The following is a 15,542-nucleotide window of genomic DNA, read 5'->3' on the forward strand; positions in this document are numbered from 1 at the left end:
TTAAATAAAGTAGGTGCGGAATGGCTCAAATAAAGGCGCAAAAAACCGAGCCATTGTTACTGAATAAAACTGACTTATGTCGCAGCCTTGGAATTAGTACTCAAGCGTTCGACAAGTGGACGGTACCCATTCATAGCAAGAAAGGCCGCGAGTGCCTATATACCATGAGCGATGTGGTTGCTAATCGTGTTGGCAATGAGCGCAGCAAGCATGAATCGACAGCAGATGATCCCGACAAGCAAAACAACATTGATTATGAACGTTATAGATTAACTAAAGCTCAAGCAGACGGCCAAGAACTTAAAAATGAAAAAGAGCGTAAAGAAGTTGTAGACGTTGATTTTAATATCTTTGTTCTCAATCGTATTGCCGCGCAAATTGCGCCTGTGCTCGATCAAATTCATATACGCATGAAACGTAAGTTTCCTGATATTTCAGACAAGCTCATTGAAGCCATGAAAGCTGAGGTGATTAAGAGCCAAAACACGGTGTCAAAGTTGGCAGACACTATCGGAGATCTATTAGATGAGTATATCGGCAGCGCAGATTAAAAATCTGAAAGCCGCCGTTACCACTGGCTTGCGTTCGTTCTATCGGCCACCCATTTTAACTTGCTCTGAATACGCCGACACGCATTTTTATATGTCCTCTGAATCCTCATACACCGAGGGTAAGTGGGAAAGCCTCCCGTTTCAGGTTGGCATTTTAAATGCCATGGGTAATGACCAGATCACCACGCTGAATTTAATGAAATCGGCGCGTGTGGGTTATACCAAAATGCTGATGGCAAATAGCGCTTATAAGGTTGAGCACAAAAAGCGCAACGTACTGATTTATCAGCCGCGTGATAGCCAAGCAAAAACCTTTATGAAAAAGCATGTTGAAACGGCGATCCGTGATATTCCCGTTTGGCGTAAATTGGCCCCTTGGCTCGGTCGCAAGCATAAAGACAGCACGCTTGAAGACAAAATATTCAGTAACGGCAAAACCCTGATGGTTCGCGGTGGTACCGCCGCGGCGAACTACCGTGAAATATCAACCGACGATGTGACTTATGATGAATTGGCGGGCTTTGATGAGTCCATCGAGCATGAGGGTAACGCAACATCATTGGGTGACACTCGTGTTGAATTGTCGATGTTTCCTAAATCTATTAGGGGCTCAACGCCAAAAATACTCGGTACTTGCCAGATCGAAAAGGCTTGCAGCGAAAGCCCGCACTTTTTCAAGTTTAATCTACCTTGTCCACACTGCGACGAGCTGCAACAGCTACGTTGGGGCGGGGCAGAGGAGCCTTTTGGTATTAAGTGGCTGCGGGATAGCCAAGGTAATCAAGACCCAAGCACTGCCTATTATCTTTGTGAGCATTGCGCATGCTGTATTGAAAATAATCAACTCGATGATATGGAGCTTGATGCCCGCGCCGTGTGGATCTGTGAAAACACCGGGGTTCGTACTGTTAACTACATCGATTTTTATGATGCTGATGGCAACGATATCACCACGCCTGCCAATATCTCAATTCATGTTTGGTCGGGTTACAACTCGCTAAATAGCTGGGCAAAGCTGGTTACCGAGTTTTACAAAGCCAAAGGTGATCGCGAGAAGATGCAAACCTTTGTTAATACCAAGCTGGGCTTGCCTTGGGATGAAGATAATGGCGAGCGCTTAGAGTGGGAAGATCTCGCAAGACGCCGCGAAATGTACCCTGATAACAAGCTACCCGAATGGGTGGTTTACTTAACGGCCGGTATCGATACCCAAGATGATCGCTATGAAGGGCGCGTTTGGGGATGGGGGGCAGGTAAAGAGTGCTGCTTAGTCGATAGATTCATTCTTAACGGCGACCCTGCAAGCCAAGTGCTACTCGATAAAGTCAGTGAGCGATTGCAAAAAAGCTATATTCGCGCCGATGGCGTTCGTTTGGATCTGGGCATAGTAGCTTGGGACTCGCAAGGCCATTACACCGATACCGTTTACTCAATGAGTAAAAAGCTTGGGGTAATGAAAGTGATCCCCATTCAAGGCGCAAACGTCTACGGCAAACCTATTGCCAATTTCCCCAGAAAGAAAAATCGTAAAGGCGTGTATTTGACTGAGGTCGGTACCGACAACGCCAAAGAGTTGATCATGTCGATGCTACGTATCGCGCCAGATCCTCATGTTCGTAAGCCTGGTGCCATTCATCTGCCGCTAAACAAGTCTATTTGTGACGATGCAGAACTGCAGCAGTTAACGGCTGAGCGCAAAATTCCTGTGCGCCGTAATGGTCGCATTGTGTATCGCTGGGATGCTGGCAAACGCCGCAATGAATCACTCGATTGCCTAGTGTATGCGATGGCCGCGCTTTACATCGCACAAGAGCGCTTTGGGATCGACTTAGAGCAACTGGCTAAAACCACGGTTGCCGCCAACGACACTGAACAACAAACGGCTCAATCCGAGTCAATTAAAGCCCATTCAGAATCACGCAGCGACTCAACAAATAGTTGGCTTGGTGACACGGGCACAGGAGGTTGGCTATGAGCCAAGCGCTCGCACAAAAAATGATAGATGCCTACATCGCGGCAGAGCTTGATGTATTAGACGGTAAAACCGTGACAGTTAACGGCAAAACCATGGGCAGTGAAGATCTGCCCGCAATTATAGCGGGGCGTAAAGAGTGGGAGCGCCGCTTAAATGCGTACTCAAGCCCGAATGCTGGCTTTGGCCAAGCGCAGTTTTAATCATAGTTTGCGGTTAAGGAATATTCATGAGCTGGTTAAATAACGCTATCGCCCAAGTATCGCCTAAGTGGGCGTTAAGTCGAGAGGCCGCAAGGCAAAGCTACGACTCCATAAAAGGCTATGAGGCGGCAAAAGCAAGCCGAACTCACAAGGCTAACAAAGAAGCCCGTGGTGCTAATCAAGCGGTATTCGCTGCAGGTAAAAGCCTGCGTGAGCAAGCGCGCTGGCTTGATGAAAACCACGATTTAAGCATTGGCATACTCGACCGAATGGAAGAGCGAGTAATTGGGGCCCAAGGGATTGTAGTTGAGCCGCAGCCCCGTGATCTAGAGGGCAATATTCTCGATGATCTTGCCAATGAGCTACAGCGCCGCTTTGGTAACTGGTCATTAAAGCCCGATGTCACCAGCCGTTATTCGCGCCCAGAACTTGAGCGCTTAGCACTGCGCACCGCTTTACGTGATGGTGAGGTGTTCGGTCAGCACATATTAGGCCGAGTGCCGAAGCTTATTCACCCTAACGAGCAAGGCACTCCCTATTCAATTGAGGCGTTGGAGCCTGACTTTGTGCCGTTTGAGTTAAACGATGTGGCTAAGCGTATTCGCCAAGGGTTAGAGGTTAACGCTTGGGGGCAGGTGGTTAACGTGCATGTGTTGCTTGATCACCCCGCAGACAAGCAAGGGTTTCGGCATAAAACTAAAGCAATCGCAAAATCAAAGATGCTGCACTTAGGCTTGTTTAAGCGCCTACATCAACTGCGCGGCATTAGCATGTTTCACGGCATTATGACCCGTCTTGGCGATATTAAAGATTATGAAGAATCAGAGCGAGTCGCGGCAAGAATATCGGCAGCACTAGCCTTTGTGATCAAGCGTGGTTCTCCTGAATCGTATGATTTGGGCGGTTCTAAAACTCAAGATATTAAATTTAGTCCAGGCATGACCACCACATTAGCGCCTGGTGAAGATATCGACACCTTAGAGTCTAATCGCCCCAACGTTCATTTAGTCGATTTTCGTAACGGTCAGCTAAAAGCTGCAGCTGCTGGTACCCGTGGCAGCTATTCATCGATATCGCGTGATTATAAGGGCAGCTACTCAAGCCAGCGGCAAGAGCTTGTTGAGCAGGACGAATCAAACCGCATCATGCAGCAATGGTTCTGTGCTGGTTGGTCGCGGCCTGTTTTTCGTAACTGGCTCAAGATGGAGCAGCTAAACAAGGTTGATCCGCTAATACTGCCTGATGATCTTGATATAAACACCCTGTTCGATGCTGTGTATTACGGTCCCACTATGCCGTGGATTGACCCGCGCAAAGAAGCGCAAGGTTGGGAGGCGATGATAGCCGGTAATGCAGCAACTGAGGCTGAGTGGGCTCGCGCTCGTGGCCGTAACCCTGCGGAAGTAAAACGCCAGCGTAAACGCGAGGTGGAATACAACCGCGAACATCAAATGGTCACCGATAACGACCCCGATCCCACACTTGGAGAATCTAACAGTGAAGAAAATAGCACAAAGCAAAATGCTAGCAACAACGCTCGCCGCGCTCGCCGTCAACAGCGTGCTGATCGCGCCGCAAGGGATGGCGAGTCCGGCAATTAATAACGAGTCAGTACCCAATAAAAATTGGTATGAGTTAAAAGCGCAGAACGGCCACGCCGAGATCATGATTTACGATGAAATTGGTGGTTGGGGGGTAACGGCTAAGCAGTTTGCTCGTGATCTTCAAGCACTTGGCAAAGTGTCATCTATTACCGCTCGCATCCATAGCCCCGGAGGTGATGTGTTTGAGGGGATGGCGATATACAACATCATTAAGGGGCATCCCGCGCAAAAGGTATGTCGTATCGATGGGCTTGCAGCATCAATGGCCTCGGTTATTGCTATGGCGTTTGATGAGGTCGTTATGCCTGAAAACGCGATGATGATGGTGCATAAGCCGTGGGGCGGCACTTTGGGCGATGCTGATGATATGCGCAAGTATGCCGATCTGCTTGATAAAGTTGAGAGCAATCTTGTTGGTGCTTATGCTCAAAAAACAGGGCTTAGCGATGATGAACTGCACTCTTTACTTGCTAGTGAAACATGGCTCACTGGCCGCGAAGCGCTCGAACAGGGCTTTGCCGATACCGTAACCGATCCGCTGCAGATGGCAGCATCACTAAGCTCAAAACGACTTAAGGATTTTACCAATATGCCTGAAGCTCTAAAAAATCTGTTTGCACCGCAAGGCAATGCGCCTAGTGCAACAACACCCGTTGCCGCAACTCCTGCGCCAGCATCGGCACCAGCTGCTATTCACCCGCCGTCACAAGCGGATATTACCGCGGCTGCAGCTACCATGAACAAAGAACGGATTGACGGTATTAATGCCGCGTTCAATGCGTTCCCGCAACTGGGGGAACTAAAAAACAGCTGCATTGCTGATGCAACGATTAACGCCGAGTCTGCTAAAGATAAAATCCTAGCATCACTTGGCCAAGGCACAGCTCCAGCAGGGGCACAACCACAAAGCGCTATCATTCACGTTGGTAACGGTAACTTAGTTGGCGACTCGATTAGCGCACATTTGATGGCTAAGGCGGGTCATGGTGAACGCCAAGCTGATAACGGCTATGCCAGTTATAACTTAAAAGAGTTAGCGCGTGCATCACTGCAAGATCGCGGTATTGGCATTGCTGGCCTAAACCAAATGCAGATGGTGGGCTTAGCATTTACCCATGATTCATCTGATTTCGGCAATATCTTGCTTGATGTGGCGAATAAGTCAGTGTTGTTAGGCTGGGAAACCGCACAAGAAACATTTGAACGCTGGACCAAGAAGGGTCAGCTTGGCGACTTTAAAGTCTCTAAGCGTGTTGGGCTTGATGAACTTGGCAGCTTGCGCGAAGTGCGCGCCGGAGCTGAATATAAGTATGTCACCTTGGGTGATCACGGAACAGATATTGCGCTGGCCACTTACGGCGAGATTTTCTCAATTACTCGCCAGTGCATCATTAACGATGATATGGATATGCTCACCTCTATCCCGATGAAGATGGGCTCTGCGGCTAAAGCCACTGTTGCCGATCTGGTTTACGCTATTTTAACCAAAAACCCGAATATGGGCGACGGTAAAGCGCTATTTCACGCTGCTCATGGCAACTTAGGTACGGGCGCACCAGGCGTTGACTCGTTAAGCGCATTGGCTGAGTTGATGGAGAGCCAAACAACGGGTGGCAAGCATCCTCGTGCACTTAATATCATGCCTGAGTTTGTGCTAGTGCCGCCAAACCTTAAGCGCTCTATTACGCAGATCATCAAATCAAGCTCTGTTAAAGGTGCCGATGTGAATGCTGGCATTGCTAACCCCATTCAAGATTTTGCCGAAGTTATCTCTGAGGCGCGTCTTGGCCAGCATAGTAAAGAAGAGTATTACCTTGCTGCCGGGCAGGGCCGTGACACGATTGAAGTCGCTTATCTCGACGGTATCGATACGCCTTATATTGAGCAGCAAGATGGCTTTAGTATCGATGGTGTGGCGACTAAGGTTCGCATCGATGCGGGTGTGGCACCGCTTGATCACCGCGGCCTAGCCAAATCTACGGGTAAGCCAGCGTAAAAAACAATTATCAATCAACAATTAAAACCGCTCTTTGTGTTTAACGCACAAGGGCGGTTTTTCATTTGTATCTTTCAATCTTGATTTAGGAATAACGCAATGAATAATCATATTTGTGACGGCAACACTATCGACCATACGCCGACCGCTGATGTTGCAAGCGGTGCACCGACGCTAATTGGTAAGCTTGTTGCTATAGCGTTGGGTAATGTAGCGGCAGATACCGAGGGCACCTTTGTCACCACGGGTGTATTTGAGCTGGCAAAAGTTGAGGCTGATGATATCGGCCAAGGCACACAGGTGTATTTAAAGGCTGATGGCAATATTACCTCAACGGCATCGGGTAACACCTTAGCGGGTAAAGCATGGGCCGCGGCTGGTAACCCATCGCTTACCGTATGGGTAAAAGTGAATGCCTAGCGTGGCAACTCACGCTGCTAACCAAAGGTTTGTTCGTAAGCTCGGGCGAGCCTTTAATAAGCTGGCGACGCCTTGCCAGTTTATTAGTCATTCAGGCAAACCACCATTTGATCGCGGCGTTAACCTGCAGCAAGCCCAGCGTGACGACAGTTCAGAGTATGTAGTCGAAGCGGTTAAGCTTGCTGAGTTTTTAAAAGCTGATGGTAGCGTGAACTGTGATGACCGTTTTGAGTTAGCCGGCCAACAGTACGTGCTCACTCAGCTGTATGAAACTGATGAAATAACGGTGAGCTTTGTTTATATCGAGTTCTAGCGGGTTAGTCGGTGGGCATTATGTGGCTTGATACTACGGGTTTTGCTGCTGTAACCAAAGAGCTTAAGCGCATGCGTCAGGCGCAAGCGCCGGCGATTGCCAGAGCGGTTAGTGATACGGCTGCATTTGGTAAGCAGTTAGCCATTGATGAGATTTACAGTAAGTATGGCTTTAAATCAAAATCGTATATTGAACAAAACTTTAGCCTTAGCATTAATCCTAAAACCTTAACCGCCCATATTACCGCTCGCTATCGGCCAAGCTCACTAACGCGTTTTGCAACGCCAAAGTATCGAGTTGGCAAGCGTTCGCAGCGCGTCAATAGCGGCCAGGTTGTGAGGTCAATTCGCAATCAACCAACTTGGTTTAAAGGGGCGTTTACCTTTATCGGTAAAAACGGTAATCAGGTGATGTACTCCCGTAGGCAGGGCGATAACAGTTGGCGCAGTTTTAAAGAGGCTAAAGCTCAAGGTGTTAAAGCCTTATATGGTCCATCAGTGGGTCATAGCTTTGCTTACATGCGTGTTGATCTGGAAGCGCCAATTATTGCGCACTTGCGTAAACGCTATAACCAGCAAGTTAAATGAACCTCGCCATAAACCTCCAATAACGAGTAAACATCATGATTAACGCTATTTTAAGCCGTTTAAAAATGGTTGACGGCGCGACTGTGCGCGAGGGTTTCTATGCTCAAGGTTTAGCAAAAGAGCAGTGTTTTATCTTCTTGCAGCCCTACACCGATGGGTTCAGTGCGGTAAATGGCCGCGATAAATACCGTGATGACTTGGCGCTACAAATTGTTGCGGGGGTAACGCTTAGTCGGACCGAAACCCCAACAGCGGATCTAATAAACCTAGTGCGAAATATAAGAAGCTCTTTTTATAAAGATCAACGTGACATTAGTAAACCTGATTGGCTTAAAGGTGTTGCGCTTATCGGCTTTAAAGAGAGTGAACCTTGTAAATACATTATGCCCGAAGCCCATGAAAAACATGGCTTAGCGGTGATCACCCTCTCAATAACTCAAACCGTAGAATTTGGAGAACAACTATGAGCGAAACCGTAACCGAGAGCTATATTGGCTCTGGCATTGTGTATGCGGATGGCCGCGATGTAGGTAATGCCTCTGGCGTTAAAATAGACATTGAGCAAGAAACTAAGTCCTTGCCTAATTATCGTGGTGGCGGCGGTAACGCTGCCGAAGTGACTAAAGTTAAGGCGGTAAAGTTATCGTTAACAATGAATGACTTTAGCAACGCTAATATGGCGTTAGCTTTGCGCGGAAAGGTAGATGTTGTCACCGCAGAAGCTATTACCGATGAGGTGCTCACTGCAGTGCTTGATGGTTTATGTGATACCAACAAAATGATTGATCTGGCGATTGCGCCAGTGGTTAAGAGCGATGATGATGCAACGACTTTTGATGTGAATGTCGATTATGTTGTCAGTGCTGGCGGTATTCGTCCATTAAGCAGCGGCAACATCACAGCGGATCAAGTATTAAAAGTGAGTTACACCTCAAAAGCCGGTAATGCTCTGCAAGCTTTAGTTGAGTCAGGCAAAGAGCTAAAAGTAGTGATTGACGGTGTGAACGATGCTACCGGTAAGCCGTGGACACTTAAGTTTTACAAGTGGAAGCCTAGCCCTACATCAGGCTTAGATTTGATTGGTGATGACTTTGGTTCATTCGATATCGAGGGCGGCGTGCTTGCTGATTCGAATATTGTTGCCTCGGGTAAGTCAAAGTTCTTTGTACGTAGCGCGGCCTAATTACTCATTAATAGTGTAGGTCTGCAACTCAAGGTCGTTACCGCTTAAAGGTGGTAACGGCCTTTTTATTAAGCCAGCAAAGGAGCGTTTTAGATGAGCTTTAAAGATCAAGTCATCAATTTGGTCATCAAGGGTAAAGACCTTTTTTCATCTGAGGCGAAGAAATCAGAACAGGCACTAGCGGGTTTAGCCCAGCAAAGTGAAACCTTAAGCGAGCGGCTACAGGAGCTCGAAGATCTACAGGGCTCAATTGGTGCAATCGATGAGCTGACACGCTCCATTGGTAAGGGCGAGAAAGCCTATGGTGACAACAGCGTAGCGCTAGATAAGCTAGTTAAAGAGCAAAAACAGGCTATTTCGGCTGTTAAAAAGCTCGATACAGCCCATAAAGCGGCGTCCTCTCAAACTGATAAAACGGAGCAAGAATATAAGCAAGCCAAGGTACAATTGGCGCAGTATGAACAACAAATATTATCGGCTAAAGCCAGTGTTGATAAGTTATCGACGGAACAGAAAAAGGGCAGTCAGGCCAGTAAAGAACAGGCCATAGCATTAAGCAAAGCCAGTACGGATCTAAAGCAACTAGAGCAAGCGCAAACCTCAACCGCCCAGAGTGCCAAGCAGTTATCTACTGCGCTAGATAGCCAGCGCCGTGAATTAGTTGAGATTGCAGTAGCCTCCGATGAAGCTGCCCGTAAAAAAGCCGACTACACACTAAAAGTAAAACATGCTCGTAGTGAGCTCAATAAGCTAGCGACAAGCCTGAGTAAAAACAAAACCGAACTCGAGCAGCAAACCAATAAGCTCACCAAAGCCGGCTACTCGATGGATAAGCTGGCCGATGCCAGTAAAGAGCTAAAACAGCAACAGGCTGCAGCACAAACCGCGCTATCAAGCGTTAATAAGCAACTTTCCCGCCATGACAAATTACTAACCGAGTCAAAAAAATCAGCCAATGACTTTAGCGGTAGCATCAAATCAGCGACGGGATCACTGGTGGCGATGGCAGGGGCATATATTGGTGTTGATAGGCTATGGGAAAGCCTAAAAGGCATTCTGACCGCGGGTGATGATGCGCAGTCATTTTCTGTGAAAATGACTGCGATGATGGGCTCGATTGCCAGTGGCGAGCAGGCAGTGGCTTGGATTAAAGAGTTTGCTAACAATACCGGGACCAAGCTTGAAAGTGTGCAAAATGCCTTCTCAGCGTTAAAGACTTTTGGTATTGACCCAATGAACGGCTCATTGCAGTCGATGGTTGATTACAATGCGCGATTAGGCGGTAGCCAAGAAAAGCTTGAGGGCATTATTCTTGCCGTTGGCCAAGCATGGGCTAAGCAAAAGCTGCAGGGCGAAGAGATCTTGCAGTTGGTTGAACGTGGCGTTCCAGTATGGGACTTGCTTGAAAAGGTCACCGGTAAAAACGTTACGCAGCTGCAAAAGTTAAGTGCCAGTGGTCAGCTAGGCCGAGAGACAATAAAAGCGCTGTATGATGAAATGGGTAAACAGGCCAACGGCCAAGCGTCGAAAAGCCTCGATAGACTCAGCGGTCAAATTAATCTTATCTCAAATAAGTTTGAAGAGTTTAAGCGCATTATTGCCGATTCTGGTGTGTACCAGGTGGCGATTGATTTTCTTAAAGACTTAAATTCTCAGTTTGATCAGCTCAATCAAGACGGAAAAATAAAATCCGCAGCAGAAGATATAAGCCAATTCTTTTCAGCGATGATCCGCGACTCTGGCTCTAGTCTTAAGGCAGTACTTGAGAACATTACTGCTTTTACCACTGCACTCAATGTCATTTCTGGTGGTATTCGTCTGTTTTGGAATGGTATAAGCGCGGGAGTCTCTACTTTAGCGGCTGCGGTGACGTTGTCGCTAGCGCAGATGATGGAGGGTTTTGCCAAGCTGCATGAGTTTATTGGTGCAGATCAATTAGCTGCCAATGCGCGTGAAGCCGCTGCGGCGCTGCAGATCATTAGCGATGCGTATGTGGCGCAAGTTGAGCAAGATGGTAAAGACGTTCGCGCTGCCTGGCAGCAGATAACTGGCGAAGTTGAGCAAGCAGCGACCAAAGCATATAGCAAAATGTCTGCCAATGCTGATAAGTCAGCAGATGAGCAAGTTAAGTCCGTTACCAAGGTTATCAGCGCCCAAGACAAACAAGCTGCAAGTATCAAAGCGCTGCAACTGACAATGTCTAAGGCTGGCATTGAAACCATCAAAATACTCAAAGAGCAAGAGGCCTCAGCCCGTAAAACGTTTAAGCAAGTTAAGCAAGGCGCTAAAGATGGCGTTGTTTCAACTTACGAACTAAACCAAGCATTCTTAAAATATGCAGAGGCTGCAGTTGAGGCCGCTGCAGCAAGTGATACCCAAGTCGATGCTAGTATTCGCCAGCAAGCCGCCGCCCTTGGCTTATCTGGTGATCTGCAGCAAGTCATAGAACAGTATCAAAGGCTGAAAGAGACACAGGCCGACTTTGACAATCAAACCCAGCAAAACATGGATCAAACCCAGCAAAGCATCCAAAAGTCGGCAGATGCGACAACAGGTTACGGTACTACGATAGAGAATACCGTAGGAATGGTGACAAAAAGCGCAGAACAGGCTGGCACAGCTCTGTCTGGGGTCGCTGAGTTTTTCACCGCCTATTTAAAAGGGATAACCGATGGTATTGCTGAGTTAAGCGAAGGGGCTACGGTTTACTTTAAAAACATGCTTTATCATCAAAATAAACTACTTGATGATTCGAGCGAGTTAGAAAAAGCGACACAGCAATATAAAAGTCTCACTAACGAAATTAGAGATCTGGAGAATGTGCTCGCAAAATCCATCGATTTTACTGGCATAAGTACCTTTGCCCGCAAAGCTGAAATCGCAGGAAAGAAAACTGAGGCGGCTTACCAACGACAACGAATGGAGCTGCTTGAACTCGTAGAGGCGTTAGAGGCCACCGGCGGAGCCAGTATTGAGCTGGTTCGCAAAGCCGAAAGAGCGGCTGAATCGCTAGAGTTGGTGAATGAGCAAGATATGGGGACCCTCACATCTGCTATTGATAGCGCTACAGATAAGATGGATGCGCTACGCGGTAGTGCGCAAGACACTCTCTCATCACTGAAAGACGAGCTCGATAGCCTGCAGGGGAACGATAAAGCTATCGAGCAACGCGAGTATGATCGCCAGTTAGCTGAGCTGAAAGAGCAACTTAAGCAGGCTCAGATCAGCGGTGATAAGAATATGATTGCCGACTTGTTAGAGTCTGAACAGATCTTAAAGCGAGTGCATCAGATGAAGATGGACGAGTTTAAGGCCCAAGAAAATGCTAATAAATCCAGTGCCGAGCAGGTAACTGCAGAGCAAAACGCCCAAGCAAGCAAGACCAGTCAACCAAGTGAGCCGGCAACCTCATATAGTGCCCCTCCGCCCGTACCCATTACGCCTACGCAAAATTCAACCACCTCGGCAGTGTTAGTGCTGCAGGTGGGAAATAAGCAGTTTGACACACAGACTAAAAAAACCATTTTGGCTGAATTGATGGCTGAAATAGAGAGACAGCAGCAATTAGGGGCGTAAGCCTACACATCGAGTTAACGCCGAGGTTTTCATGCAAGTCATTGACACCATTCAACCCAAATTGCAGCAGCTTATTTGGTTAAATCGCAACAACCAAAAAAAGGTGTTGGCTAACTCTAAGCGAGCCAGTAACGGCGCGCTAATTGTTAATCAAACGCTGATACCATCGGGCTTACCCATTGAACTCGGTACTAAAGATAGCGGCTTAGATAGAGCAGATTTTGAAGCGCTACAACAGCATAACGCCACAGTGTTAACTGCATTTACCTTAAAACTTGATAACGAAACTATGCAAGTGATTTGGGATAACAGCGGCGATGCGGTGAGCGGCATTGACTTGTTTGATCAAGTCAGTGGCTTTGACCTGGTCACTAACGTGGTATTACGATTTTTAACAGTGTGAGCAAACTATGACAATTACCCGTAACGATTTAAAAGTGTTTAAACCCGAGCTACTTGGTTCAAGCGATGAGGCTGGCGGCTTACGCACTAAAAATGCGATTGAATCAGGCAAGCTCAATGAACTGTTTAGCGCAATCTCTGATATTGACCATGCACAATCGGCTATCGATATCGCCAAGTGTTATCCGGCACTCGATACTAACAACACCAGTACCTTGCTCGATGGCCATATCTTTATTAGCGAGCCGCCAAGTGATCCGCTGGTGTCCTTAATGTTGGTTGAATCTGACTTGCTAACAGACGCCGATAGAATGACTGACATGAAAGAGATCATTGAGTCAGGCGTGACAAGTGGTCGATTAATTCGTGATGGAGGACCGGGCTTTTTGCTTAATCAAAATTCGTTTTCAGCCGACTATTTGCAATCAAGCACCTTGTTTAATGGCCGTGAATATTGGAAAACCACCACATTAAGCCCCGGTACTGTTATCGCGATCAGTGTCGAATATTCTGGTAATGAAGTGGGTGAATGGCCGCGTAAAACGCATTTTTGTAAAGTGGTGTCAGCAACAGCCAGCACTGCCAGTCACTCGGGAGGCGTTCGCTTTGAGCCTGCTATCCCTTTTGCAACCCCAGATCCAAACCAAGGCGTGAACGGTGAAAGTCGCTGTACTAAATTGCGCTTTGTTAATGCCGTTTCACCGTTGGTATTTCACGGTGTAGCAAGACTAACGGCAGCGGCCTCGGCTAAAAGCGTGGCGGTTGATAGCACTAAAGCGTCACTGTTACCCGCTATCATCACCGAAGTCCCTAAGCCGGGTAATACCATCACAGGCGGTAGTGAAGATGGCGGTGATCTTACAGCCAGCCAAGTGTTTGATAAAACACTAACCCAACCGAGTATTGAGGGCACTTTTAGTTACGTATTTACCACCCCTGATGTATTAGATGATCCTGATGGCTTAATCGCTATTTCATTGCTGCCAACAGGGAGCTTTAGAAGTTCGAATCAAGTGCAGTCCGTCACCATCGGCGTGGGGAACATTACAGTCACGCTTACTTCATTTGCTCATACGCACATTAACGACAATATCACTCTGCGTTACAAATCATCTTACCGTTACGCGATTTACCAAAGCAGTGCAGCGTTCCCCAGTGAGAAACAATTAACGGTTGGTACCATTAAAGGCGCGGTGGTGTTCGATGATAGTAACTATCCAAGCCAAGAGGTGTATGAGCGCGCAGGTGAAACCACAGGCAAGCTATATGATGGCGTTGAGCTGTTAGCCACCGTCGATTACATCACTGGTGATATAACTAAGCACAATGTTAGCCGTGGCACGTTCACTCTGACTTATGCGGGGTTAGTTGAGTCTAGTAGCGTAGTGGCCGCAGGTGACACCACAGTATCATTTCAACTTTCAGCAAACGAACCCAAGCTAAACACCTTCTATCTGCAAGTTGAGCGCATATCAGATAGGGCCATTGTTAGCGCGAGTGCAGATAACAACGGCGTAGTGACTGGCGCAGGTATTAGCGGCACCATCACCAACGGCTTAGTTGAGCTGCTTTTTACTAACGCAGTGGACTTAACGACCTTGCGCTATGACATTACCGAGCAATATCGGCAGCTACCGCCTGCCGAAATCTATGGTTTAAATCCGCTGCGTATTCCCAATGAGGGCATTGTTGATATTTATCGGCAATGGGGAACGGTTGCGCTGCAGCATACTCAATACCAACCCATTTCAGCCCCTGCAGTAGGGCAAAGCAAAAACATTCGTGCAGGGGCGCGTTTTACTGATATTACCGATGCCAATGGCGCTAGCCTTTGGACGCCAACCGATGAACATTTCACGGTAAACAAAGAGGCGGGCATGGTAACGTTAAACAGTGACTTTAGCGGTTTTACCGCGCCATTTGTCCTCAGCGATACCATTGGCGAATTGGCCTTGGTCGCCGTGGTTAACGATGCTGAATTACTGCTTTCAAACGAGTTAACTCAAGAGTACCCAATCAACTCGACCGTGGCCAGCGTGCAGATTTTAGGCGACTTGCAAGCCCGAGTTGGTCCCGTTCGCGATATGACCGCCTGGTCTAACAATTGGGCGTTAGACGGCGCACCCGCAACGGGAAATCTCAACAGCGTCGATTTTCCAATTGAAGTCAGCAATGACACCGCCGTCAACGAAGAGTGGGTATTACTGTTCACCTCAGAAAGTGCGTTTAGATGCATTGGTCAACGTCTTGGACAAATAGCCACAGGTGACACCATAAACGACTTTGCCCCGATTAACCCTCTCACTAATAGCCCGTTCTTTATCATTCGAGCTGCGGCATTCGGGGGCGGCTGGAGTGCAGGCGAAGCGCTGCGGTTTGAGACTATCGCCTCAGCTCAGCCGGTAATGGCATTAAGAACGGTGCAAGCAGGCCATAGCCAAGTCACCACCGATAAAGCGGTACTTTCGTTCCGTGGTAATGAATCATAGAAACATTTAATAGTCAGTCTAATTTAGTTAATTAAAATAAGGATTTTAAACATGGGATTACCAGCCAGAATTTATCGTTGGGATGATGAGGGGGCTCCAACAGTGGTAAGGGATACTCGGATGTCCGATATTATAAGTCTTTTAAAAAAATGTTTGATTGAAGGTTATGGTGAAAAAGAGGGGTTAGGCTGGTCACTAGCTTTTGATGATCCAGCCAACTTGAAAGTTGCATTTAGAAATTCAACC

The 15,542-nt window shown here is 47.5% G+C and carries 13 protein-coding genes and 1 pseudogene; all 14 read left to right on the forward strand.

The features are described 5' to 3' along the window. Positions 1 to 20: 20 nt before the first annotated feature. Positions 21 to 551 carry a terminase small subunit gene (locus L2755_RS04690; protein ID WP_202285088.1) on the forward strand — a complete coding sequence of 177 codons (531 nt, stop codon included), beginning with the start codon at positions 21 to 23 and terminating at the stop codon, positions 549 to 551. Further along, a complete protein-coding gene (locus tag L2755_RS04695; RefSeq protein ID WP_248979584.1) occupies positions 526 to 2,526 on the forward strand; it encodes a phage terminase large subunit family protein in 2,001 nt (666 codons plus the stop codon). Before L2755_RS04690 ends, L2755_RS04695 begins: the two co-directional genes overlap by 26 nt. Beyond that, on the forward strand, positions 2,523 to 2,726 hold the full coding sequence (locus tag L2755_RS04700) for a DUF6148 family protein (protein ID WP_248979585.1): 204 nt from the start codon (positions 2,523 to 2,525) through the stop codon (positions 2,724 to 2,726). Before L2755_RS04695 ends, L2755_RS04700 begins: the two co-directional genes overlap by 4 nt. A 26-nt stretch (positions 2,727 to 2,752) precedes the next feature. After that, positions 2,753 to 4,327: a phage portal protein gene (locus L2755_RS04705; protein WP_248979586.1), complete on the forward strand. Its 1,575-nt coding sequence runs from the start codon at positions 2,753 to 2,755 to the stop codon at positions 4,325 to 4,327. Beyond that, entirely contained in the window at positions 4,224 to 6,326 is a 2,103-nt protein-coding gene (locus tag L2755_RS04710) for a ClpP-like prohead protease/major capsid protein fusion protein (protein ID WP_248979587.1), read from the forward strand. The genes L2755_RS04705 and L2755_RS04710 overlap by 104 nt, the downstream gene beginning before the upstream one ends. Before the next feature lie 99 nt (positions 6,327 to 6,425). Next, positions 6,426 to 6,746, forward strand: a complete 321-nt coding sequence (locus L2755_RS04715; RefSeq protein WP_248979588.1) for a DUF2190 family protein — start codon at positions 6,426 to 6,428, stop codon at positions 6,744 to 6,746. After that, positions 6,739 to 7,059, forward strand: coding sequence for a hypothetical protein (locus L2755_RS04720; protein WP_248979589.1), 321 nt, complete (start codon positions 6,739 to 6,741; stop codon positions 7,057 to 7,059). The genes L2755_RS04715 and L2755_RS04720 overlap by 8 nt, the downstream gene beginning before the upstream one ends. A gap of 20 nt (positions 7,060 to 7,079) precedes the next feature. Further along, positions 7,080 to 7,646 (forward strand): hypothetical protein, encoded by a 567-nt coding sequence (locus tag L2755_RS04725; RefSeq protein ID WP_248979590.1) that lies wholly within the window; start codon positions 7,080 to 7,082, stop codon positions 7,644 to 7,646. A gap of 35 nt (positions 7,647 to 7,681) precedes the next feature. Continuing rightward, positions 7,682 to 8,113 (forward strand): hypothetical protein, encoded by a 432-nt coding sequence (locus tag L2755_RS04730; RefSeq protein ID WP_248979591.1) that lies wholly within the window; start codon positions 7,682 to 7,684, stop codon positions 8,111 to 8,113. Beyond that, positions 8,110 to 8,829 (forward strand): phage tail tube protein, encoded by a 720-nt coding sequence (locus L2755_RS04735; protein WP_248979592.1) that lies wholly within the window; start codon positions 8,110 to 8,112, stop codon positions 8,827 to 8,829. The genes L2755_RS04730 and L2755_RS04735 overlap by 4 nt, the downstream gene beginning before the upstream one ends. Positions 8,830 to 8,922: 93 nt before the next feature. Beyond that, the gene (locus L2755_RS04740; RefSeq protein ID WP_248979593.1) at positions 8,923 to 12,405 is read left to right on the forward strand and encodes a tape measure protein; all 3,483 of its coding nucleotides are present in this window, start codon (positions 8,923 to 8,925) and stop codon (positions 12,403 to 12,405) included. A gap of 31 nt (positions 12,406 to 12,436) precedes the next feature. Then, the gene (locus L2755_RS04745; protein WP_248979594.1) at positions 12,437 to 12,808 is read left to right on the forward strand and encodes a hypothetical protein; all 372 of its coding nucleotides are present in this window, start codon (positions 12,437 to 12,439) and stop codon (positions 12,806 to 12,808) included. A gap of 7 nt (positions 12,809 to 12,815) precedes the next feature. Further along, positions 12,816 to 15,296: a hypothetical protein gene (locus L2755_RS04750; protein ID WP_248979595.1), complete on the forward strand. Its 2,481-nt coding sequence runs from the start codon at positions 12,816 to 12,818 to the stop codon at positions 15,294 to 15,296. Positions 15,297 to 15,347: 51 nt separating this feature from the next. Next, positions 15,348 to 15,542: pseudogene (locus tag L2755_RS04755) on the forward strand (hypothetical protein); the annotation flags it as partial.

Origin of the sequence: Shewanella abyssi (genome assembly GCF_023284025.1) — a bacterium.
Classification (GTDB): domain Bacteria; phylum Pseudomonadota; class Gammaproteobacteria; order Enterobacterales; family Shewanellaceae; genus Shewanella; species Shewanella abyssi.

Bases quoted from the DNA above. Each gene is read 5' to 3' on its own strand.
- L2755_RS04725 (WP_248979590.1), top strand. From the start codon at position 7,080: ATGTGGCTTGATACTACGGGTTTTGCTGCTGTAACCAAAGAGCTTAAG.
- L2755_RS04730 (WP_248979591.1), top strand. From the start codon at position 7,682: ATGATTAACGCTATTTTAAGCCGTTTAAAAATGGTTGACGGCGCGACT.
- L2755_RS04735 (WP_248979592.1), top strand. From the start codon at position 8,110: ATGAGCGAAACCGTAACCGAGAGCTATATTGGCTCTGGCATTGTGTAT.
- L2755_RS04720 (WP_248979589.1), top strand. From the start codon at position 6,739: ATGCCTAGCGTGGCAACTCACGCTGCTAACCAAAGGTTTGTTCGTAAG.
- L2755_RS04740 (WP_248979593.1), top strand. From the start codon at position 8,923: ATGAGCTTTAAAGATCAAGTCATCAATTTGGTCATCAAGGGTAAAGAC.
- L2755_RS04715 (WP_248979588.1), top strand. From the start codon at position 6,426: ATGAATAATCATATTTGTGACGGCAACACTATCGACCATACGCCGACC.
- L2755_RS04695 (WP_248979584.1), top strand. From the start codon at position 526: ATGAGTATATCGGCAGCGCAGATTAAAAATCTGAAAGCCGCCGTTACC.
- L2755_RS04705 (WP_248979586.1), top strand. From the start codon at position 2,753: ATGAGCTGGTTAAATAACGCTATCGCCCAAGTATCGCCTAAGTGGGCG.
- L2755_RS04700 (WP_248979585.1), top strand. From the start codon at position 2,523: ATGAGCCAAGCGCTCGCACAAAAAATGATAGATGCCTACATCGCGGCA.
- L2755_RS04745 (WP_248979594.1), top strand. From the start codon at position 12,437: ATGCAAGTCATTGACACCATTCAACCCAAATTGCAGCAGCTTATTTGG.
- L2755_RS04750 (WP_248979595.1), top strand. From the start codon at position 12,816: ATGACAATTACCCGTAACGATTTAAAAGTGTTTAAACCCGAGCTACTT.
- L2755_RS04690 (WP_202285088.1), top strand. From the start codon at position 21: ATGGCTCAAATAAAGGCGCAAAAAACCGAGCCATTGTTACTGAATAAA.